13 protein-coding genes are annotated in these 24,284 nt (G+C 47.9%); 6 read left to right on the forward strand and 7 right to left on the reverse strand.

Going from position 1 to position 24,284, the window contains the following annotated elements; translation table 11 throughout:
- The first annotated feature begins 376 nt into the window (after window positions 1–376).
- Genes Q384_RS06960 through narI form a run of 4 tightly spaced genes read left to right on the forward strand, consistent with a single transcriptional unit; the run spans window position 377 to window position 7,031 of the window.
- The gene (locus Q384_RS06960) at window positions 377–4,078 is read left to right on the forward strand and encodes a nitrate reductase subunit alpha (RefSeq protein WP_037586815.1); all 3,702 of its coding nucleotides are present in this window, start codon (window positions 377–379) and stop codon (window positions 4,076–4,078) included.
- 36 nt (window positions 4,079–4,114) lie between these two features.
- A complete protein-coding gene (narH, locus tag Q384_RS06965; protein ID WP_037586817.1) occupies window positions 4,115–5,674 on the forward strand; it encodes a nitrate reductase subunit beta in 1,560 nt (519 codons plus the stop codon).
- 5 nt (window positions 5,675–5,679) lie between these two features.
- The gene (gene narJ / locus Q384_RS06970) at window positions 5,680–6,333 is read left to right on the forward strand and encodes a nitrate reductase molybdenum cofactor assembly chaperone (RefSeq protein ID WP_037586819.1); all 654 of its coding nucleotides are present in this window, start codon (window positions 5,680–5,682) and stop codon (window positions 6,331–6,333) included.
- Between the two features lie 11 nt (window positions 6,334–6,344).
- A complete protein-coding gene (gene narI, locus Q384_RS06975) occupies window positions 6,345–7,031 on the forward strand; it encodes a respiratory nitrate reductase subunit gamma (RefSeq protein WP_037586820.1) in 687 nt (228 codons plus the stop codon).
- A 209-nt stretch (window positions 7,032–7,240) separates the two neighbouring features.
- Here the strand turns inward: narI and Q384_RS06980 are convergent, their stop codons facing one another.
- Complete coding sequence (locus Q384_RS06980) at window positions 7,241–8,224, reverse strand: aldo/keto reductase (RefSeq protein WP_037586821.1); 984 nt, start codon at window positions 8,222–8,224, stop codon at window positions 7,241–7,243.
- Window positions 8,225–8,329: 105 nt separating this feature from the next.
- Here Q384_RS06980 and Q384_RS06985 point away from each other — a divergent pair, with 105 nt between their 5' ends.
- A complete protein-coding gene (locus Q384_RS06985; RefSeq protein ID WP_037586822.1) occupies window positions 8,330–9,253 on the forward strand; it encodes a LysR family transcriptional regulator in 924 nt (307 codons plus the stop codon).
- 133 nt (window positions 9,254–9,386) lie between these two features.
- Here Q384_RS06985 and Q384_RS06990 read toward each other — a convergent pair whose 3' ends face one another.
- The 6 genes from Q384_RS06990 to Q384_RS12670 all read right to left on the reverse strand — a co-directional run bounded on the left by Q384_RS06990 (window position 9,387) and on the right by Q384_RS12670 (window position 23,612).
- Window positions 9,387–13,241, reverse strand: coding sequence for a translocation/assembly module TamB domain-containing protein (locus tag Q384_RS06990; RefSeq protein WP_037586823.1), 3,855 nt, complete (start codon window positions 13,239–13,241; stop codon window positions 9,387–9,389).
- Window positions 13,241–15,154, reverse strand: coding sequence for an autotransporter assembly complex protein TamA (locus Q384_RS06995; RefSeq protein ID WP_051940626.1), 1,914 nt, complete (start codon window positions 15,152–15,154; stop codon window positions 13,241–13,243). The genes Q384_RS06990 and Q384_RS06995 overlap by 1 nt, the downstream gene beginning before the upstream one ends.
- A 101-nt stretch (window positions 15,155–15,255) precedes the next feature.
- Window positions 15,256–16,161 (reverse strand): Dyp-type peroxidase, encoded by a 906-nt coding sequence (locus Q384_RS07000; RefSeq protein ID WP_037586824.1) that lies wholly within the window; start codon window positions 16,159–16,161, stop codon window positions 15,256–15,258.
- A gap of 320 nt (window positions 16,162–16,481) precedes the next feature.
- Window positions 16,482–18,350, reverse strand: a complete 1,869-nt coding sequence (hscA, locus tag Q384_RS07005) for a Fe-S protein assembly chaperone HscA (protein WP_037586826.1) — start codon at window positions 18,348–18,350, stop codon at window positions 16,482–16,484.
- 53 nt (window positions 18,351–18,403) lie between these two features.
- Complete coding sequence (locus tag Q384_RS14290; protein WP_051940629.1) at window positions 18,404–21,931, reverse strand: calcium-binding protein; 3,528 nt, start codon at window positions 21,929–21,931, stop codon at window positions 18,404–18,406.
- Window positions 21,924–23,612 carry a hypothetical protein gene (locus Q384_RS12670; RefSeq protein ID WP_051940632.1) on the reverse strand — a complete coding sequence of 563 codons (1,689 nt, stop codon included), beginning with the start codon at window positions 23,610–23,612 and terminating at the stop codon, window positions 21,924–21,926. The genes Q384_RS14290 and Q384_RS12670 overlap by 8 nt, the downstream gene beginning before the upstream one ends.
- Window positions 23,613–23,746: 134 nt before the next feature.
- Here Q384_RS12670 and Q384_RS07015 point away from each other — a divergent pair.
- Window positions 23,747–24,284 (forward strand): IS1595 family transposase (locus tag Q384_RS07015; RefSeq protein WP_037586828.1); only part of this gene is annotated, 538 nt, incomplete at its 3' end.

Genomic DNA, 24,284 nt, shown 5'->3' on the forward strand with positions numbered 1-24,284 from the left:
GTAAAAAGAAAAGACTTAAAGCTGCGTTAAATCCGGAGGCTTTGATAACCATCTTATTGGCAGGGTGTGGGTAAAAAGTAAATGCTGTTGGTCTGCAGGAAAGTAATGAAGCTCGCCCCTTATCTGTTGCTTTTCCAAGACATAAAGATTCTGTTTTTTTCCATTGGGTATTGGTCAATTTTAATCTGTCTATTTGTTTATGATGAATTATGTGGATAAATATCCACAGACCCTAGTTATTTTGGCTAATGCCTTATACATCATTTGCTTTCGGGTGTTGATGCCTTGGGTTAATCGTTTTTCTCCATGATTTTCCCGACAATGACAACATACATAACGATAATCATAAAACCGCTAACCAAAAACGGAGCGCAGTATGAGCCACTTACTCGACAGGCTGAATTTTTTCAGTAAAACCAAAGACACGTTTGCCAATGGGCATGGCGATGTCGTTCAAGAAGACAGACGATGGGAAAACGGCTACCGCCAACGCTGGCAGCACGATAAAGTTGTGCGTTCAACGCACGGGGTGAATTGTACCGGTTCGTGCAGCTGGAAAGTGTATGTAAAAAACGGCTTGATTACTTGGGAAACCCAGCAAACCGATTACCCGCAAACCCGCGCCGATTTACCCAACCATGAGCCGCGCGGCTGTCCCCGCGGTGCATCGTTCAGCTGGTATGTGTATTCCGCACAGCGGGTGAAATACCCGATGATACGCGGGCAATTGGCGCGGCTGTGGCGCGAAGCACGCAAAACAATGTCGCCGATGGACGCATGGGCGCATATTTCACAAAACGAAGCAGCCGCTAAATCGTATAAAAGCAAACGCGGCTTGGGCGGATTTGTCCGCGCCACGTGGGACGAAGCCAATGAATTGGTTGCCGCCGCCAATGCCTTTACGGTGAAAAATTACGGACCTGACCGCGTGTTTGGTTTCTCGCCGATTCCGGCGATGTCAATGGTGAGCTATGCCGCCGGTGCACGCTATTTGTCGATGATTGGCGGTGTGCCGCTGTCGTTTTACGATTGGTATTGTGATTTGCCGCCCGCCAGCCCGCAAATTTGGGGCGAGCAAACCGACGTTGCCGAATCGGCAGATTGGTATAACTCAACCTATTTGATGGTGTGGGGGTCAAACATTCCGATGACGCGCACGCCTGATGCACATTTCTATACCGAAGCGCGCTACAAAGGCACAAAAACCGTGGCGGTATCGTCTGATTTCGGCGAAATGGCAAAATTCGGCGACATTTGGATGGCACCCAAACAAGGCACAGACGCGGCTTTGGCAATGGCAATGGGGCATGTGATTTTAAAAGAATTCCATTTGGATAATCCTTCCGATTATTTCAGTGATTATTGCCGCCGTTTAACCGATATGCCGTGTTTGGTGGTGCTGAAAGAAACCAATGGTCATTTAGTACCTGATTATTTCTTGCGCGCCAGTCAGTTGGACAGTAACTGCAATGAAGACAACAATCCGGAATGGAAAACCTTGGTGCTGGACGAAAACACCGGCGACATTGTTGCACACAAGGGTTCAATCGGTTTTCGCTGGGGGCAGTCGGGCAAATGGAATTTAAAAGCCGAAGACAGTAGCGGTAAAGCCATTAAAGCACGTTTGAGTTTACTGGGTGCGCACGACGGTGAAGCAGTGGTGTCGTTTGATTATTTTGGCGGTGAAGATGCAGGCAATATTTTATTGCGCAATGTACCGGCAAAAAGAATTCGTTTGGCAAGCGGCGAAGAAGTGTTGATTGCTACTGTGTTTGATTTAACCATTGCCAACTACGGGATAGACCGAGGCTTGGGGGGAGAGAACGTTGCCAGCGATTATATGCAAGATGTGCCGTACACCCCTGCTTGGCAGGAAAAACACACCGGAGTAAAGCCTGAATTGGTGATTCAGGTAGCCCGTGAATTTGCGCAAAACGCCCACGACACACACGGCAAAAGCATGGTGATTGTGGGTGCGGCGTTAAATCACTGGTATCACATGGACATGACCTATCGCGGCATCATCAATATGCTGATGATGTGCGGCTGTATCGGACAATCCGGCGGTGGTTGGGCGCATTATGTGGGACAAGAAAAATTGCGGCCGCAAACCGGCTGGGCGCCTTTAACATTTTCTTTGGATTGGCAGCGTCCGGCGCGTCAAATGAACAGTACTTCATTTTTCTATGCACACACCAGCCAATGGCGGCATGAAAAATTGGGTATGGACGAAATCACCGCACCCACGCACGAGCAGCAAACTGCGCCGATGTCGATGATAGATTACAACGCCAAAGCCGAGCGTTTGGGCTGGCTGCCGTCTGCGCCGCAGTTGTCTGCCAATCCGCTGGACATTACCCGCGAAGCCGAAGCGATGGGGCAAGACCCGATTCAATACGCAGTACAAAGCCTGAAGAACGGTGCTTTGGATATGGCATGCAACGACCCCGACAATCCGAAAAATTTCCCGCGCAATTTGTTTGTGTGGCGTTCCAATATTTTGGGTTCATCAGGCAAAGGGCATGAATACTTCCTGAAATATTTATTGGGTACACAAAACGCGGTGATGAGCGATGAAGCCGATTGTGTGAAACCCACTGAAATTACTGTTCGTCCCGCCGCTGAAGGCAAATTGGATTTACTGGTGGTGCTGGATTTCCGCATGTCCACCACTTGTTTATACGGCGATGTGGTGTTGCCTACGGCAACCTGGTATGAGAAAGACGATTTAAATACCTCAGACATGCACCCGTTTATCCACCCCTTGAGCGAAGCGGTGCAGCCTTTGTGGGAAAGCAAAACCGATTGGGAAATTTACAAAGGCATTGCCAAAAAGTTTTCCGAATTGGCAAAAGACTACTTAGGCGTGCGCAAAGACTTGGTACTCACGCCCTTAATGCACGATACGCCTCAGGAATTGGGACAGGCCTTTGATGTAAAAGACTGGAAAAAAGGCGAATGTGATCCGATACCGGGCAAAACCATGCCGGCGATGACGGTGGTTGAGCGTGATTACGGCGCGGTGTATGAAAAATTCACGTCAATCGGTCCCTTGATGGAGAAAGTGGGCAACGGCGGCAAAGGCATCAGCTGGCAAACCGGACATGAAGTTGAATTGCTACGAAAAATCAATCAGGTAGCCACAGATGGCGTGGGCAAAGGACAGCCCAAACTCAATACCGCCATTGACGCGGCTGAAATGATTTTAACTTTAGCACCGGAAACCAACGGGCATGTGGCAGTAAAAGCATGGGAAGCCTTGTCGAAAAATACAGGCATTGATCACACCCATTTGGCAAAACCGCGTGAACACGACCGCATCACGTTCCGTGATGTACAGGCACAGCCGCGCAAAATCATTTCTTCGCCGACATGGTCGGGCTTAGAAAGTGAAGAAGTGAGCTATAACGCGGGCTACACCAATGTGCATGAGTTAATCCCGTGGCGCACATTAACCGGCCGCCAGCAGTTTTACCAAGACCATCAATGGATGCGTCAGTTCGGTGAAGGTTTGTGTGTGTATAAACCGGCTGTGGACTTGAAAACCACCCAAAAAGTATTGGGCAAACACAGCAACGGCAACCCTGAGATTGTGCTGAACTTCATCACGCCGCACCAAAAATGGGGCATACACAGCACCTATTCCGATAATTTGCGGATGCTGACGCTTTCCCGCGGCGGACCGCACGTGTGGGTGTCTGAAATTGATGCAAAAAAAGCAGGCTTGGTGGATAACGATTGGGTAGAAGTATTCAATGCCAACGGCACGCTGACGGCGCGGGTGGTGGTGAGCCAGCGTGTTCCTGAAACCATGATTTTGATGTATCACGCCCAAGAAAAAATTGTGAACGTTCCGGGTGCGGAAGTGTCGGGCAAACGCGGCGGTATTCACAATTCGGTTACCCGTGCGGTGCTGAAACCCACGCACATGATTGGCGGCTACGCCCAATTGTCTTGGGGTTTCAATTACTACGGCACAGTGGGTTCAAACCGCGATGAATTTGTGGTGGTGCGGAAAATGAAAAACGTGGACTGGATGCAGGAAGAAGCAAAACCCATTCAGGCAGCCTCTGTTTGACACAGCCGACAATCACAATCAGAAAAGGAACACAAGATGAAAATCAGAGCGCAAATCGGCATGGTGCTGAACTTAGACAAATGTATCGGCTGCCATACTTGTTCAGTAACCTGTAAGAACGTATGGACCAGCCGCGATGGGGTGGAATATGCGTGGTTTAACAACGTAGAAAGCAAGCCGGGTGTGGGTTATCCCAAAGAATGGGAAAATCAAGACAAATACAAAGGCGGCTGGAAACTGGGTACAAACGGGCGTTTGCAATTGAAGCAGGGCAGCAAGCTGAAAGTATTGGCAAATTTGTTTGCCAATCCCAATATGCTGCAAATTGATGATTACTACGAGCCGTTTACCTACGACTACGAGCATCTGCAAAATGCCCCTGAAATGAAAACGCCGCCCACAGCACGCCCCGTTTCGGTACTGACCGGCAAAAAAATGGACAAAATCGAATGGGGGCCAAACTGGGAAGATGACTTGGGCGGTGAGTTTGCCAAACGCAGTAAAGATGCGTTGTTTGAAGGCATTCAAAAAGACATGCACGCGGCATTTGAAAATACCTTTTTAATGTATTTGCCGCGCTTGTGTGAGCATTGTTTGAATCCCGCTTGCGTTGCCAGCTGCCCGTCGGGCTCAATTTACAAACGTGAAGAAGACGGCATTGTGTTGATTGACCAAGACAAATGCCGAGGCTGGCGCATGTGCGTATCAGGCTGCCCCTACAAAAAAATCTATTACAACTGGACTACGGGCAAATCAGAAAAATGTATTTTCTGTTATCCGCGCATTGAGGGCGGGCAACCCACAGTGTGTGCAGAAACCTGCGTCGGCCGTATCCGCTATTTGGGTGTGCTACTGTATGACGCCGATAAAATAGAAGAAGCGGCGTCAATAACCGATCCGAAAGATTTATACCAAGCGCAGCTGGATATTTTCCTTGACCCCAATGATCCTGCCGTACAAGCGGAAGCCTTGAAACAAGGCATTGCCCAAAGCTGGTTAGACGCGGCGCAGAAATCGCCGGTGTATAAAATGGCGATGGAATGGAAAGTGGCGTTCCCGTTGCACCCCGAATACCGCACCCTGCCAATGGTTTGGTATATCCCGCCGCTTTCACCCATTCAATCGGCAATTGAAAACGGCTTGGTCGGCGAAAAAGGCATTATTCCCGACGTGAAAGAATTGCGTATTCCCATTCGCTATTTAGCCAATCTGCTGACCGCGGGTAAAGAAGAACCGATTGTGGAAGCACTGGAAACCATGATTGCCATGCGCCGTTATATGCGCGGCAAATCCGTTCCCGCCCAAGCAGCAGAAAACGCTTTGGCAGGCACGCACTTATCGCCCGCCCAAGTTGAAGAAATGTACCGCATCATGGCACTGGCGCATTACGACGATCGCTTTGTGATTCCCAGCTCCCACAAAGAACTGGTGGAAAATACCTTTGAAGACAAAGCAGGATGCGGTTTTTCTTTCGGCAACGGGTGTTCCGACGGGGTGAGTGAAGGCAATTTATTCGGACAGCGCAAAGCATCGCCCATTGTGTTTCACGGTTTACGCAAAGATCGCGCCGATAACGCCGAAAAAGGCAAAAGGTAAGCATCATGATTTCTGTGTATAAATTATTGTCGGTATTGCTGCTGTATCCGCAGCCTGAATGGCTGGCGGCATTGAATGATATTGACGAAGCGGTGCAGCAGCAGCTTCCCGAGCAAGCAGGCTCTCTGAAAACATTGACGGACACCTTGCGGCAAGGCGATTTGATTGAATTGCAAGAGGTTTATGTCAATACTTTTGACCGTTCACCCGCGCATTCTTTGCATTTGTTTGAACATCTGCACGGTGAAGACCGTGCACGCGGGCAAGCGATGGTGGATTTGCTGGAAGAATACGGAAAATACGGTGTTGAATTAGATGCCAATGAATTGCCCGATTATTTACCGTTATTTTTGGAATTTTTATCGGTGTGTCCTGCCGATAAAGCCGAAAATTTACTGGGTGAAGCCGTGCATGTGATTGCGCATGTGGGCAATCAGCTTGCCAAATCTTCATCACCTTATGCCGCCGTTTTTGAGGCATTGCTGAGCTTGTCGCCCATTACCCCGCAGCCTTTAGTGGTGCCGCCGATTCGTGATATGGACGAAGCCTTAGAACGATTCGGCCCCGATGCGCAAGGACTTGAGCCCTTGTTAAAACAAACTTCCGCCACGCAACCGGTTCAGTTTATGCCCGGCGCAGCGCGCAGGCAGCAGAATTGAAAGGATAAATCATGTCGTATTTAAATCAATTCATATTTGGCATTTACCCGTATATCGCCCTCACCATTTTCATCATCGGCAGTTTGGTGCGGTTTGAGCGCGAACAATACTCGTGGAAAGCCGATTCCAGCCAGCTTTTGTATCAAGGCAATTTACGTGTGGCGAATTACTGCTTTCACATTGGCATCATCGGGCTGTTTTTTACCCACCTTGTCGGTTTGCTCACGCCGGTTGCGGTGTGGGAAGCCATTGGGTTTACCCACAGCGGCAAACAAATGATGGCAATGGTGGGCGGTGCGCTTTTGGGCGGTTTAACGTTAATCGGTGTTGTTATGCTGTTGCTGCGCCGTTTTTCTTCTGATCGTCTGGCGGCAAACAGCACTTGGCGCGATAAGCTGGTGTTGATTTGGGTATTGCTGACCTTGTTATTGGGCTTATCCACCATTTTCGTTTCCGCCAAACACCCTGATGGCCATGAAATGGTGCAGCTGATGACATGGGCGCAGTATATTGTTACTTTCCGAGGCGGTGCGGCAGCATTTATTGCTGATGCCAACTGGTTATTTAAACTGCATTTGTTTATGGGCATGACGCTGTTTATTATTTTCCCGTTCACCCGTTTGGTGCATGTGTGGAGCGGTTTCGGCACAGTTACCTACTTAACTCGCTCTTGGCAGCTGGTGCGCCCAAGAAAATAATGGAATACAGATAGCCAAACGATTTTTTTTCATCATGCAGTAATCCGAAACAATTGGTAGAAGCTGGGGAGAAGTCGTATCTGTGTACAAAAATAGTTGTTTGGTTAAAAAGCCGCTTTTCGGTATTCATCGAAAAGCGGCTTTTTTTGGAATTGTAGCCATAGATAAACGGAGGTCTATGGAGCAAAATTCATGCTGAAAACGATCACTTATGCATTGATCCCTTTCATGCCTTCTTCGGTATAGCGTTCTCCTGCCACCGGCACGGCATTGAGTGCACGATTCAATTCAATGAGTTCGTCTGGCTCCAGACGCACCGATAGTGCGCCTAGGTTGTCCTGCAAATGAGCGATACGTCGCGTGCCGGGAATGGGTACGATGTCATCACCCTGTGCCAATAGCCATGCCAAGGCGATTTGTGCAGTTGTGCAAGATTTGCGTATGGCCAGGGCAGTAACGACATCCACCAGGGAACGGTTGGTGATGATGTTCTCCGGTTGGAAGCGCGGCAGGCTGGCGCGGAAGTCACCTTCTTCAAATGTTGTATCGCTTTGGAAGCGACCGGTCAGGAAGCCGCGCCCCAATGGCGCATAAGCCACCAGACCGATGCCCAGTTCGCGGCAGGTCGGCAGTACCTCGGCTTCCACATCTCGCGTCCACAATGAGTATTCCGTCTGCACAGCCGCTACGGGATGCACAGTATGCGCGCGCCGCAGCGTGGCTGCGCTGACTTCGCACAGACCAATGCGGGCGATTTTTCCCTCTTGAACGAGCTGGGACAGACCAGCCATTGTGTCCTCTATGGGATACGCCGGGTCGATGCGATGTACGTAGTACAGGTCAATTTGCTCAATCCCAAGCCGGCGCAGCGAGGATTCACAACATTGCCGCGCGTACTGCGGGCTGTTGTCAATATTTCGCCGGTACTCTCCCAGCTTGCGCACAATACCGAACTTGGTGGCGATCTGCACCTTTGGATTGTGTTTTGCCAGGAAACGGCCAATCAATTCTTCGTTGTGATGCGGGCCATACATATCGGCGGTATCGAGAAAATCCACACCCATGTCGATGGCCTGCTTCAGCACCTGAATTGCTTGGTCATCGTCCCGCCGACCATAGAACTCACTCATACCCATGCAACCAAGGCCAAGGGCAGAGACCTCTAGATTGCTTCCAAGTTTTCGTCGTTGCATTGCACTTCCTTTACTTCCTCTGAAAAGATAGGGGAAGTATAATCTTCCAAATATATTTAAAATATAGGCTTAACTGGAAGATAATTTTCCAAATATGGAAAACCAATGAACGCTTTTTTGCTATGGGATGACGTACGCATCTTTCTGGCTATCGCGCGCGGCAGTACTTTGAGTGGTGCCGCCATTACCCTTGAGATGGGCGTTGCCACCGTGTCACGGCGGCTGGATCGTTTGGAAACTGCGCTGGGTGTACCGTTGTTCAGCCGCCACCAAAGCGGATATCGCCTGACGGACGATGGCGAGGCATTGCTGGAACAGGCAGAGGCACTGGAACATGCAGGGCATGCTTTCGGAGAAGCCGCACAACAACAAGGGCGTGTTGCCGGATGTGTGCGTTTGGCCACAGCAGAGAATCTGGCTAACCCGCTCATCGTTCCTTCGCTGCCGAAATTGTTCGCGGCCCATCCTGATCTGCGAGTGGAGATTGTCAGTGGTGTGCAGACGGTGAACCTGCATCGGCGTGACGCCGATCTGGCCGTGCGGATGGTCAAGCCTGAAGCGGGCAACGTTACGATCAAGCACCTGGGCACCCTGGGCTTCGGTCTCTATGGTGCCCGCAGCTACATCGATGCTCGCATTGCAGAGTCTGATGCGACCACCTTCGATGGAGATGCCTTCATCGGTTGGACGGAATCCTACAGCCACTTGCCTGCCGCAAAATGGATCGCTCGCATGTTGCGTGGACGTCCGTGCCGGGTGGAGGCCAATACTCTGTCGGTACAAATGGCGGCAGCGACGGCAGGTCTTGGGCTGGCAGTACTCCCACATTTCCTTGCCCAACAAGCGAAGCTCATCTGCTTGTTGTCGGAATTCGGTGTGGATCAGCCGATCTGGCTGGTGATCCATTCCGACTTGGTGCATTCCAGGCGTGTCCGGGCAGTTGCCGACCATTTGATCAAATTGTTCGAGGACAAACGATCCGAGCTCAACTCGCCACAGATTGATTCTCCGAAAAAAAACCAAAAGTAGGTGTGGAATCTTCTGTGCAGCGTGTTTTCCAAAGCCAGATGCTTAGACCTCTTTGTTTTCCAGTCTGAAGCGGTGTACGATAAATTGGTTTGGATCATGACAACCAAACAATATTTCAGGCTGCCTGAAAACACTAATCAAAGCGTATGCTGTATTTCACTTCGCCGCCAACTGAATTTGAACCCACTTTGGCAATGGTTTGAATGGCGCGGCTGAGCTGGTAAGTGAGTTTTACCGTTTGCGTGGCACTTTCTATGCCGTATTCATAGCCGATAGAAACGTTGTTGGTAATGCGTTTACCCACAGTAACCACTTGTTCGGCAGGGTTCATTTCACCCGTTTGTGCATTGCGGGTTTGCTGGCTGGTGAAGCCCAATTCGTCCACCAATCCCAACCGATCATTGATTTTTCCTGCCAGAAATGCGCTGGTAGCGGCGCTTAATGCCGCTTCATCGCCGGCACTGCCGCCGCTGGCGCGTCCCAAAATCAGCCATGATAATTTGTCTTTGTCGCTCATGGCTTCGGTGGCAACCAAGCTGATGCGCGGATTATTCAAGCTGCCTAAGGCTTCCACGCCCGCGCCCACGGGTGAAAAACGGCGGGTGGCGCGCAGTTTTAAATTGGGGTCGCTCGCGGGGCCGACAAAAGAAATGGTACTGCCGCTTTCGATCACCAAGTCTTGTCCGTATGCTTTATATTGCCCGCGCACGATGTTTACTGTTCCCACAATTTGTATGTCTTCTTTGGGCTGAGCGGCAGCGGTGAGTTTGCCGCCAAGCAAAACGTCCAAGCCCTCGCCGCTGAAACGGAATCGGTTGTTTAAATCCAAAACCAAATTCAAGCTGATTGGTGTGGCGGCGGTGTTTTGATGCGTTTCGCGCCCGACAACGACAACATCGTTATCCAAATTCGGCATACCGGATTCGGGAAAACCGAATTGCCCGTTATCCACCGTTAATGCGCCGTTCAACACCACGCCGCGCAATTGGCTGTAAAGCAAATGGGTTTGTCCGCTCAGGGTGAGGCGGCGATCGACTTGATCCAGTATTGCATAACGATTGAAGTGCGCGGTGATGTCCACATCAGGCGTGCTGCCCGCCAGATTAACTGTGCCGCGCAGGGTTAAATCGCCTTTTTTGCGTTTGAATACGAAAGAATCAATCACCCAGCGATGACCTTGCAGGCGGCTTTTTAATACGCCGTTTTCCAGCACCACGCCGTTGCTGCGCTCGCGGTAAAACAATTCTTCGCCGTTGATGCCGCCGTTTAATTGCGGGTTGTTTAGTGTACCGCTCACCGCTGCATCAATATTGATTTTCCCTTTCAATTCCATACCCACGGGCATTAAGTAACGCATGCGGCTTAGATCAGGCGCATTGAAACGAATGCGTCCGCTGACGGGGGCTTGGGCAAAATTGCCGCCAAACGTTTGTTTAATTAACAGTTGCGCATCGGTATTGCCGTAATGTGTGTCGCCGATTAAATGGGTTTGAATGCCGTTATTGCGAAATTGCGTATCCAGCAATACATTGCGTAAACCCAAAGCCTGATTGCGCTGCGGCAGAATAATGTCGCCCGCTTCTTGGCGGATTTTCAGGTAGCCTGTCATGTTTTTCTGATAAGCAAAATTCCAATCACCGCTCAATACCAAATTTTGTTTCACAGGCAGGCTGATGAGGTTATGTAATTGTGCCAGTGCCAAGTGATTGGCATTGCCTCGGCTGTTGATGCCGCTTTGCGCATTCCATTCCAGCGTGTCCAGATTAAGGTTGCCGCCCATGATTGCCCAGCGGGCGCGGTTCATGATGACGCGTTTACTGCCTGCTTCCAGCTGAATGGGTGCAAGCAGTTTCAGATCAAACGAACCGCCCAAATCCAATTGGTTTACAAGACCGCGCCATTGGTATTGTTTGTCTAAGCCGCCATTGGCACGAATATCGGCACGGTAAGGCTTGCCGCCCAGCTGCATGTCGGCATCGGCGGTTAAACGGTGCTGTTTGCCGCTGCCGGTAATACCCAGTTTAATGTGGTTGACACGGCTGCCTGAAAATTGAATGGCTTGTCCGCTGACATTCACGTTTAAAGGTTGGTTAATATCGGGAGAGCCCTGCACAACAAAGTCCAATTTGTCGATACTGACTTGCTTTTGAATGTGCAAATGCTGTGCTTGCCCCTGTAAATTGGCGGTAAGCGATTTGGGTTCACCGGCAACAAAGCCTTTTGCAGTCAATAAGCCTTTGATACCGAAGCCGAATAAATCCAATTGCGGCATATTGATGTCTAAGTTCAGTTTATCTGCCGCTTTGCCGAAGCTGCCTTTGCTGATTAATCGGTTTTGCCCCAAAGAAAGATTGATGTCTGCTTGGCTGATGTGCTGTTCTTGATAACGCACGGCAATATTGGTATTGAGCGATGCGCCTGACAAACTGCTGTTGTGCGTGGTTAAGGCTGCCTGAATATCGGGTATATCCGCCAGCTTGCCCGATAATTGCAGTTGACCATTGATATTACCGGCGGGAAAATCGCTGTTGAGTTTGTTCGGATTAAATCCGCTGCTGGTTGCGGTGAATGACAATGCCTGTTCTTGAAACAAAGCCAAACTGCCTTGCAAATCCACTTTACCGCCGTTTTTTACTTGAATTTCAGCATTGTCCAGCAACAAGGTTCTTTGTGCATTGTGCTGATCGGTAAGCAGATGCAATACGCCGATACTGTCGGCTTTGGGTATATTGAGCTGCCATTCGCCTTGTAGATTATTCAGGCTGCCTGAAAAAACAATGTTGCCGTTCAGACTGCCGGGCAAACGGGTTTGCAGTAAATCTTGGCTTTGTATGTTTTGCAAAACCGTTTTTATGTTGAGGTTTTGTGCGGCGGTGTCCACCATGCCGCTCAATAATAATTTGCCTTGCTGTAAAAACCGTGCTTCCAACTGCGGAATATGAACTGCGCCTTTGCTGTCGATACCCAGCCGCCCAACCAAGGTTTGAAACGGCAGATGCGCACCTGTTGGTGCGTCGTATGCCGCGGCTTTGGCATTGCTGATGTTGATGATGCCTGCCAATTCATCGTGGTGTTCGGTTTGCGGCGCAACGCCGATGCTGAGGTTTAAGTCGGCAGACGGCAGCGAGGGTAAAAATGCCTGTGGGTTGAGATTGCGTCCCAATACATTGAGTTTGATGACTTTGTGGTTGAGCAGTAAAGCAAACGGTTTAAACCGCCCGTCCATTTGGAAATCAAGGTGTTCACCCGTGAGGGTTGCGGCTAATTCGGGGGTTTCCAAGCTGCCTGAAAGCTGTAGTTTACTGCTGATGGGCTTGTCGTCCAAGAGCGTGCCGTTGCCGCTGAAGTTGCCGTTCAGTGCAAACGGGCTTTGGGTGTTTAGGGTAAGCGTACCCGATAACGATTGCCACGGTGTCCGCAAAGCAACCACATTTAAGCGGTGGTTTTTTGTGTCGTATTGATAATTGATTTCACTGGGCAATAATATGGTTTGCGACGGCTCGCCTGTGGTTAAACCGCCGATACGAACACGATCAATCACCACAGACAACGGCAAATCAATGCTTTGCGGCAAAACCGCAGCCGCTTTGTCCGGTTTGGGCGGCTGACTTTTGCTGATGATGTGTATAACGCCTGTTTCTAAGTTGCGGACATGAAGTCTGCGCTGCCGCAACTCATCTGCCGCCCATGAAAACAGCAATTTGTCGGAACTGATTTGCACACTTTTGGTATTCACCTGCCAATGCGCGCTGCTGAAACCGCGCCAAACAGTACCCTGCACATCATCGGCTTGTACCTGCACACCAAACCACGAAGGCAGTTTCAATAAACCGAAACGCAAACCCGATTCGGTGGTGAGCAGCCAAAACACCAATACCGCCAGCAACACAGGCAAGGTGATGAAAAACCACAACAGGGCTTTCAGCCAACCTTTTTTGCGGGATTTCGGTTTGATTGCCAAAGATGGCTCGGCACGGGTTTTATTCATCAAAATTGCGTTCCTAAGCTGATGTGCCAGCGTACTTTTTTGTCTTCGTGCCCATAAGCGATGTCAAACGAAAACGGTGCCATCGGGCTGAACCAGCGCACACCCAAACCCGTGCCTTGTTCCCAGCGCATGGTATTGAACGTAGAAGAAACCGAACCGGCATCGTGAAACAGTGCCAACGCCCAACTGCTGCTGATCGGATATTGGTATTCCGCGCCGACAACCGCCAAAACGCGGTCAGGCAGTACGGAATTGTTGTAACCGGGAATACCGATGCTGTCGGTTTCATATCCGCGCACGCTGGTGGCACCGCCTGTGCGGAACATCAGCGACGACGGCACTTGCGCATCGTCTTTGGCGCGAACATAGCCCAGCTGCCCGCGCAGCACCCATGTGCCGTATTTTTTCTCTTCGGGGGTGTAGTAATAACCGCTGCGCAGAGTGGCACGCTGTATCGCCGTGGAAGACAAAACCTTGCCTAAGGTTGAACCGATTTTGGCTTCCACATAATAGCCGTTGGCAGGGCGCAATACGGTTTCGATGCTTTGGCGTTTCCACGAAGCGGTAAGCATGGTGGCATTGCTGTGTCCAAAATCGGGACCATCGGTAATGCGGCTGCTCTCACCGATGTATTCCACACCAAACCGCGCATCAATATTGTTTTTGTCGCGCACATACCAAAGCCCTGAGCTGATGGCGTCTTTTTCTAAATTTTGGTTGGTGGAACGCTGGTAAGCCAGATTGCTGGTCCAATAATAGCCGTTGCTCTGGCGCGGCTGGCTTAAACCCACCGCCAGCGTGGTTTGGTATTTATCATAATCCCACAGTGTGGACGCAATATAACCGCGGTTAAACACATTGTAATGATCATAACCCATGCGAATACCGGGACCGTCTTCGGAATCGTAGCGCAGCCCAAGTTCAAATTTTTGGCGTCGGCTTTCGCTGACATTCACTTTCACCGGCACATGATTTTGTTCCATTTGTTGAAAATCGGCTTGTACCGTGGCACTGCTGTAGTGGCTGTCTTGCTCCAAATTCTGCTGAAAATCCAACAATTGGTCTAAATCATAAGGCATGCCCGGCTGAAACCGCGCCATACCCAAAACCACATCTTCGGGATACCGCTGAATACCGCTCACTTCAATTTTGCCGAAATAAATCGGCTGTTTGCTGTCAATGTGCAAAGACAAATCGGCTTGATTTACAGCGGGATCTATCCGTGCTTGGCTGGCGGTAACTTTTGCCAGCGGGTATTTTTTCTTGACCACTGCGGACAACACCGATGTTTTACTCTTGCTCCAATTGCTTTGAGTAAACGGATCGCCTACCGGTAATGCCCAATTTTCCATAGCGGTTTTGTAGTATTGCGGCAAATCATCGTCGTCCAGAATATCACCCAAAATCGCCACATCAATATTGTTGATTTCAGTGCGCACCCCCGGCTCAATACGCACAACATAACCGCCGTTTTCGGCTTGTACGGTTACTTTGCTGTTAAAATAACCCTCTGTTTCCAGCATGGTTTGCACTTGTTCGGGAGCGTCTTCCGCCAGAAACGCGATTTGTTCCGTATCCAATTCTTCTTTGCGTTGCTGAGTAATCAGCGGCAGATGCTCGGTGATGAGTGTGCGCAGCTTTTCATCGTCAGCCGACACTGTTATCGGGTATTTCGGCTCTAATTCGGGCGGCGGAGTTTCTTGTTTGGGAAACAGACGCTGCCAAAAACCCGGTTTCTCTGATTTTTCACTGTCGCCGTCATCATTAGCATCGCCGCCGTTCACCTTGTCCTGCCCTGCTTTGTCTTGATTGGCATCGGCTTGCGGTGAAGCGGTTTCGTTTGCCCATGCCGGCGGTGTACATAAACCGCCAACGGCAGTGAGCGTTAAAATCCAGCGCAAATGTTTTTTCATGGACGGTTTAAATAATGTATTGGGTTCTCAACAAAAAGCATACTTAAGTCAGAATAGGTTTCTCAGCAACGGTTTTTCAGGCAGCCTGAATAATCGCCTGTTTACAACGCCGCGAGCCGCTCCTGCGACGGCACAAAGTAATAAGCCCCGCTTTTGGCTTGGCTGACGGTACTCAGCAATAAATCGGTTTTGCCGTCCAATTCGCCGAACATACTCAACAATTGCTGTTCGATGTGGTGTAAGCGGGCGCAATAAGCGATAAACATCAAACCATGCTCGCCGCTTGCCGTACCATAAGGCAGACTTTGGCGGACAATTTTTAAGCCAACGCCGTGCTCCTTTAAATCCACGCGCCCCAAATGAGAATCAGGCAAACGCTGACTGCCGGGCAGCTCTTCATCACTCGCTTTGCTACGCCCGACAATGGCAGATTGACGCTCATCACTGCATTGTGTCCATTTTTTCAAATCATGTTGGTATTTTTGCAAGAATAAATAGCTGCCGCCCGCATCAACAAACGGCTCGGAAATCACCGCAATCGGACAGCGATCCGGTCCTTCCGGATTTTCTGTACCGTCCACAAAACCGTCGAGCCCGCGTTCTTCATGCAAACGAAAACCGTGAATTTCATCGGCAACACAAAGACTCGCACCAAACGCATCAAGCAAAGCAAAAGCCAAAGCCAGATTGGCGGCATGGCTGTTGGATTGAATGTGAAACGCCACATCATGCTGCGCGGCGGGCGACAAACCATTGCCCAGAGGACGGAATGGTTTTAATTCGACGCCCTCATTGGGCAAACGCAATTGCGACCAAATTTTATCGCCAAAACCAATGCACAAACCCAATGCGGCATCAGCATGAATGGCTTGGTATTTTGCCAATAAAGACAGACTTTGGGTACAGGCAGCTTTGATTTGGTTAAGATTTTCGTCAGTGAAATCGGCTTCAATCACAATGCAAGCGGTCATGTGTTCAGGCAGAATGGCGGATTGCGGCGTGGTCATGGGTATTCTTTCTGTGGCTTCGGTATGGACAATATAACAAGCGAAAAAAACCGCGTGTTGGTTTTATTTTTACGTTTTTTTCAGCAAACAATAAGGTTGCCATTGTTGTTGCCGCTTGTCAAAAAGTCAATCCGGCGGAGTGCGGATAAACGCATCGAAACAAAAAATAATAATCAATAGAATAAATATCTTATCAGTAAAACTGGGCAGCAGTTTAAGAAAATGCAGTGTCCGTAAATAATCCTGCGCAACGGCACGGCAATCTGTTTTTTGAATGAAACAGGCACGCCGCGCCATTGCACCTTATCACGACGCAATAACTAAATCTCCGCCAGTTTTTTCCCCTGCAATGCCCGCTGAATATTGCGGTTCATGCGCTTTTCAGCGAAAGAATCAGTGGTTTTACTCAAGATTTGGGCGGTTTCACGTATGACAGCGGCTTCTGCATTAGCCAATTTTGTCTGTACATGGTTTAAGGCTGCCTGAATGGCGGCGTGTTCGTCGTCATTCAACAAATCAGCGTCCAATGCCAAAGCATTGTTTACCGCGTCCATCAGACTTTGCGCTTCAACAACGGCTTCGGCACGGGCACGCTCGGCAGCATCGCCCGCAGCATGGGCAATGCTGTCTTTGAGCATTTGCGTAATCGCCGCATCGTCCAAGCCGTAGGATGGTTTGACTTCGATTTGCGCCTGCACACCGGTGGTCTGTTCACGGGCAGATACCGACAGTAAACCATCGGCATCAACCTGAAAAGTAACACGAATCCGCGCCGCACCGGCAACCATAGGCGGAATACCGCGCAAAGTGAACCGCGCCAAACTGCGGCAATCAGACACGAGTTCCCGCTCACCTTGCACCACATGTATCATCATCGCGGTTTGCCCGTCTTTGAAAGTGGTGAAATCTTGAGCGCGGGCAGTCGGCAAGGTGCTGTTGCGCGGAATTACTTTTTCAGTAAGTCCGCCGTAGGTTTCCAAACCCAAAGACAGCGGTGTTACATCAAGCAGCAGCCATTCCTCATCGTTTTTATTGCCTGCCAACACATTGGCTTGCATCGCCGCACCGAGGGCAACGACTTCATCGGGATTAAGATTGGTGAGCGGTGTTTGTCCGAAAAAGGTGGCAACGGCTTGCTGAACATGGCGCATTCGCGTTGCACCGCCCACCATAATCACACCCTTGATGTCTTGCTTGCGTACATTGGCATCACGCATGGCTTGCTTCACCGGCTCTAAGGTTTTGGCGATCAGGTGCTGGGTGATTTGGTGGAACGTGCCGCAATCAATGGTGGTGGCTATGGATGTGCCGTCGGACAGCGTGGCTTGAATGGTGGTGCTGTTATCGGTGGTCAGGCTTTCTTTGGCGGCGCGTGCCAAAGAAAGCAACAGGGCGTTGTCGATTTCAGGCAGCGATGATAAGTGATTTTGTTCCAGCAGCCAGCAGAATAAGCGGTGGTCAAAATCATCGCCGCCCAGCGCACTGTTGCCGTTGGTGGCTTTGACTTCAAACAATCCTCGGCTCAAGGTTAGAATTGAAACGTCAAATGTGCCACCGCCTAAGTCGTACACCGCAAAAGTGCCTTCGGCGCGGTTGTCTAAACCATAGGCAATGGCAGCGGCAGTTGGCTCATTAAGCAAACGCAAAACATTTAAACCCGCCAGCCGCGCCGCATCTTTGGTGGCTTGCCGCTGCGCATCGTCAAAATAAGCGGGAACGGTAATCACCGCGCCCACCAATTCACCGCCAAGGCTCACTTCGGCGCGTTGTTTGAGTACGCGCAAAATATCGGCGGATACCTCAATCGGGGTTTTGCTGCCGGCGCGGGTGTGCAGTTCAATCACACGCTCATTTTCACCAAAACGATAGGGCAGAAAGCGCGTGTTTTCATCGGCATGAATATCGCTCAAACTGCGCCCAATCAGGCGTTTGGCAGAGCTGATGGTATTGGCGGGGTCGATTTTCTGTGCTTTTAAAGCATCGAAACCAACATCTGCATCGCCGTTGCTGCCGTAGCGCACCACAGAGGGCAAAGTTACCCGCCCAAACGCATCAGGCAAACACACCGCCATACCACTTCTGACAGCAGCAACCAAGCTGTTGGTTGTGCCCAAATCAATGCCTACTGCTAAACGGTGTTGGTGCGGCGCGGCGGTTAGACCGGGTTCGGCGATTTGCAACAATGCCATGATGTGTGTCTTTTTTTATTGGATTGATGCGGATTTTATTGGATTGTTCGCATCTACGCCACCCAATGCGCATTTGCCAGCAGCTGCTGCAATTCCAGCGTCTTATCGGCAAACTGCCACGTTTCGATTTGATAATTTTGATTGCTGAAAGAGTTTTGCACCGTTAATTTATCACCGGTTTGACCATTCAACACCGTTAAATCATTACCGACACGTTCCAAAAATATTTCATCGAATAAGACATCGGTCAATTTAATGGTATCGGCATTGGCAGGATTGCCGTAATCAGATACCCTATCTTGTCCGTGCCCTTTGGCAAACTCATAAACATCAGCACCACTGCCGCCCTGTAAATAATCATTGCCTGTTCCGCCGATAAATGTTGTGCCATTATTTGAGCCATACAATTTATCGTTGCCAGAACCGCCATCCAACAGGCTGCCTGAAGTGAGTGACTGAGCATTGACGGTATCATCACCATTGCCCGCATAAACATTGGCTTTACCTTTCCATGCGTTAATATCAATGGTATCGTTGCTCTCAGTACCCTGAAAACTCAGCCCAATTGTGCGCATTTGTGCCAGTGTTAGGGTTTGATCAGCAAATTCAAAACGTTCAATTTCATAATAACTGCCGATGAAAAAATCTTTCAAGCGAATAAAATCATTGCCGTTGTAGCCATACAGCAAGAAATCATGACCTTCTTTTTGAAATAAAACTTCTGAGAATTTAACGTCTTTAAAACGTATGGTATCGGTGTTTGAAGGATTGCCATAATCGGAAACAGCATCTTGATCATGTCCTTTGGCAAATTCATAAACATCAGCACCAATGCCGCCCTGCAAATAATCATTGTCCGAACCGCCGATAAACGTTGTGCCGTTATTTGAACCATATAATTTATCATTACCCGCTCCGCCGTCTAACAGGCTGCCTGAAGCAATATTGCCGGCATTAATAGTATCATCACCATTCCCCGCATAAACATTGGCTTTGCCCTTCCATGCGTGAATATCAATGTTATCGTTGCCCTCTGTACCCTGAAAATTCAGTCCAATTGTACGCAACTGTGCCAGCGTTAAGGTTTGGTCGGCAAATTCAAAAGTTTCAATTTCATAATGACTGCTGGCGAAGAAATTTTTCAAACGAATAAAATCATTGCCGTTGTAACCGTACAGCAAGAAATCGCTGTTGTCTTTTTTGAATAATACTTCTGAAAAATTAACATCTTTGAAACGTATGGTATCGGCATTTGAAGATTTGCTGTAATCATAAACGGTATCTTGATCGTGTCCTTTGGCAAACTCATAAACATCAGCACCATTGCCGCCATGCAAATAATCATTGCCCGAACCGCCGTTTAACAGGCTGCCTGAAGAAATATTGTAGGCATAGACGGTATCATCACCATTACCCGCATAAACATTGGCTTTGCCCTTCCATGCGCCAATATCAATGGTATCGTTGCCCTCTGTGCCTTGAAAATTCAGTCCAATTGTACGCAGCTGTGCCAGCGTTAAAGTTTGGTCGGCAAATTCAAAGTGTTCGATTTCATAATGACTGCTGCTGAAGAAATTTTTCAGACGAATAAAATCACTGCCGTTGTAACCATACAGCAAGAAATCGTAGCCGTCTTTTTGGAATAAAACTTCTGAGAAATTAACGTCTTTAAAACGAATGGTATCGGGATTTGAAGGGTTGCCTGAATCATATATGATATTTTGTCCGTATCCTTTGACAATAACATAGGTATCGCCGCCGTTTCCACCGTCCAGGTAGTCATTACCCGCCCCGCCAATCAGCGTATCTGCACCATCACCGCCGTAGAGCTTATCGTCTCCCGCGCCGCCGTCCAGCACATCATTGCCGCCGTAGCCGGTTAAAATATCGTTGCCTTCACCGCCGTCTAATAAATCATCTTTATCCGCAGTGGCAATCGTATCATTGCCCAATCCGCCGTAAACATTGGCTTTGCCCTTCCATGCGTTAAGATTGATGTTGTCATTGCCTTCTGTACCTTGAAAGCTCAGCCCAATTGCCCGCAGCTGTGCCAATGTTAAGGTTTGGCCGGCAAATTCAAAGATTTCGATTTCAAAATAATCATTGCTGAAAAAATTCTTCAGGCGAATAAAATCATTACCGCTGTAGCCATACAGCAAGAAATCATAGCTGTCTTTTCGGAATAATACTTCTGAGAATTGAACATCTTTAAAACATATGGTATCGGCATTTGAAGAACTACCTGAATCAGATACTGTATCTCGTCCGTGTCCTTTGGCGAACAGATACGTATCACCATGATAACCACCCGATAAATAATCATCGCCCGCGCCGCCAATCAGCGTATCCGCACCATCACCACCATAGAGTGTGTCATTACCTTCTCCGCCGTCTAATAAATTACCTTTATTGGCTGCCTGAATGGTGTCGTTGCCCAATCCGCCGTAAATATTGGCTTTACCCTGCCATGCAGTAAGGTTAATATTGTCATTGCCGTCTGTGCCGTAGAAATTCAAACCCATTTCACGCATTTGTGCCAATGTGAATGCTTGGTCTTGAAAGATAAAGATTTCAATTTCATAGTAACTGTTATAGAAGAAATGCTGAATACGAACACAATCATTGCCACTGTTACCATAAATCAGTAAATCATAATTATTTTTCTGGAATTTTACTTCGTCAAAATAAATATTCTTGAAATAGATAATATCATCGCCAGTGCCATTATCGCTGATAATATGTTGTCCATGTCCTTTGCTAAACAGATAGATATCACCTAATGTACTTCCTTGTAATTGATAATTATCAACACTACCTTCAATGATTTTAAAATTCTCAGCCATCATATTGCCCAGCAGGGTATTTTGTGCTGCCAACAGGGTAAAATTGGCAACAAGTGTTTCTTGATAACTGAAATTGTAGTTTCCTAAATCTTTGGCAATTTTTAATAAAATACCAATGGTTTCCATTTCTAAGTTTTCAGCCAAACCTTGCAGCTTGGCATTAAAGGCTTGCCAGCTGTAGCTCACACTTTGGGTGTCTGCTTGCCATTGTTGCAGCAATAAACTGCCGAACACATCTGCATATTTGCTTTGTGCCAGCAAATTCGCGCTGACATAATCGGCAAATTGAGTGAACTCTGCTTTCAATAATCGGGAAGCATCTTGACCCGGGTTTTTACCATGACCTCCTTGTTGATAAAATCCCCTGCCGGTTAAATGTTCCAAAGCCACCAGCAACCGTGCATCAATATTATAGCCACGCTCTTGCGGATTAACGGTTTCACTCCCTGCCCAGCGATAAATTAATGTATTCAAATTTTCGGCTGTGGGTGTATTCAGATAATCGGCAACCATTCCTTTTAACACCGCATCTTTCATCATCGCCTGATGCAAATCCAACACATCGCCAAATCCGCGTACATAAGGCAGCGCGGCAATATCGGCACTCACTGACTCATGCCGGTATTGACTGTCTGCTTTGTTCACCGAAAACCACACATCATGCGCCGCGGTTTGTTTGCCGTCTGCCCAAGTAACGCTGCTTTGTTGTTTGTGTGCATTGCCGTTCGCATCAAACAAAGCTGCTGTTTTGATAATTCAGCAAAATAGCAGTGATGCCGCTGTTTTGAATGGTGGTTAATTCACCCGTATCAACATATCCGTTTTGGTTTTTGTCTTGCCACAGTTTTAATTCCTGCCAAATCGCATCTTGCTCGGTAATTTGTTTATCACCGTTGGCATCATATGCTTTAAGGGCTTCAAAACCATTGGCGGCTTTTGTGCCGTCCGGCAGCAGGGTATTGTTGCCGAATAATTCGCCGCCATTATCAATTTGATTATTGTTGTTTAAATCACGCACCAATAAAGCATCTTCCGCGCTCGCCCAGCCGGTATTTTCAGCAAAACCATTGCCGTCGTGGTCATGGTAGATATGCCCGCCTTTGGCTGTGGTTTGTACACCATCGCCGTTTAGGTCAATAACAATGGGGGATATTTGCGATTCGGCAGTGCCTGTATCCGGCTCCTTTTCTTTCTTTCTCAAGCGAATACCCAAGTCGCCATTATTGAAGTTTTTAATCAATAAACCTTCTACACTCAAATCATCGCCAGCCCAATAATAGGTTAATCCATTACCATAATAGATATTGGCAGAGTCTGTTTTAGGATCGTTTTCTCCGCCTGAAAGCTTGGTTTTATCTAAAAATACCTCGCCTTTACCATCGGAATCAAAAATGGTGTCATGTTTATCGGCGTGATACTCATCATAGCCCAAACCGCCGGCCATAGAATCATAGCCTTTGCCGCCGTCTAAATAATCATCACCATGACCACTAACTAAACTATCATCTCCCTTACCGCCAATCAAGGCAACATCCTCTGCTAGTTCAAATCGACTTACTACTCCATTATTATCATCATCAATGCCATCGTAATAAACTTTTCGTCCTTTCTCATCAGTATGTTCAATAGCAGGAGAGTTTGCTATTAATCTATTGATTTCCTTTAAATAATAATACAGCTTTCCATAATCAAATACTGAATTATCAATTTCTTTCTTTTTATCAACCAAGGCATCGAATTCTTCTTTAGTGACGTTTACCGATACCACATCACCTTGAAATTCAATTGGTACTTTTCTGCCAATTTTTGATGGATCTATATCTTTTTTAAATCCCTCATTAAAATATTGAGCAACCGGATCAGCACTCTCAAAATCAAAATTATCTTTAACAGGTTTAATTTTAATATTATGGACTTCTCTGCTGCCATCACTATTAACAACAAAAGCCAATGTATCCCAGTCTAATGTAAATGAAGTAGACCCAAAGACAAATGCCCTGGTTATAAAATCTGATGAACCAATCCCACTAGTGTATTGCTTAACCTTAAATTGCAATTCATTTAGATCCTCGGGTAATTTATCTTTTGTTCCATTGTTCAATGCTTCACGGTGTAGTATGTCATTATATATTTCTTTAAAACCATAAGTGCCCGCCTTAATGCTTTTTTTACTATTGAAGAAATCACTAACAATAAGAAAATCAGCAGGGGAAACAAATCTTCCACCGCCATAATCCATATATTCTTGTGCATTAATTTTTAACGGATCAACCAATGGTTTCTCCTGATCTCGAATCCATTTATCATCTTTTAAGGCACTTCCGGATGGTGGGGTTTTAGAATTCCATAAATACATGGACAGTATTTCATCAACAGTAATAAAATTTTTACCGCTATTGATATTGTAGTAGTTGGGCATAATCGTTCTCCAAAGGTTAAAAAATGAGTGGTAAATATAATGACAAAAAGTAAATGATGAAAATAATTAATTTAATCTATTTAATATTGGGACATGACAACCAAACAAGGCATTAAAATGTCTGAAAAGGAGTCATGGCAATGGTTTGCAAGTACCAAAAAAGTTCGTCACTTTCTGATGCAAAAATGCGGCAAATTATCAAGTGTTTTGCGCTCGATTTAACTGCCTCACAAACTGCAAAATTGACCGGCATCAGTCGTCAGTCAATCAATCGAATTTACACAAAAATTCGGTTGCGAATCTTCACGTATTGTTCGCAAAATACACCTTTCAACGGGGAATTGGAAGCCGATGAAAGTTACTTCGGTGCCAAGCGGGTGCGCGGTAAGCGCGGGCGCGGTGCCGGCGGTAAAACCATTGTGTTCGGCTTACTTAAACGTGATGGTTGCGTTTACACAGAAATTATCCCTGATGAAAAAGCAAAAACTTTAAAAGCCATAATCAGAGGACATGCTGATATTAACAGCGTTCTCCATACAGATGGCTGGCGCGGTTACGACGGTTTGGTTGATGTGGGTTTTGAAAAGCATTTTCGTGTCAATCATGGTAATGATGAATTTTCCGACGGTAAGGGCAATCATGTAAACGGTATTGAAAGCTTTTGGGGCTTCG

Origin of the sequence: Stenoxybacter acetivorans DSM 19021 (genome assembly GCF_000745895.1) — a bacterium.
Taxonomy (GTDB): domain Bacteria; phylum Pseudomonadota; class Gammaproteobacteria; order Burkholderiales; family Neisseriaceae; genus Stenoxybacter; species Stenoxybacter acetivorans.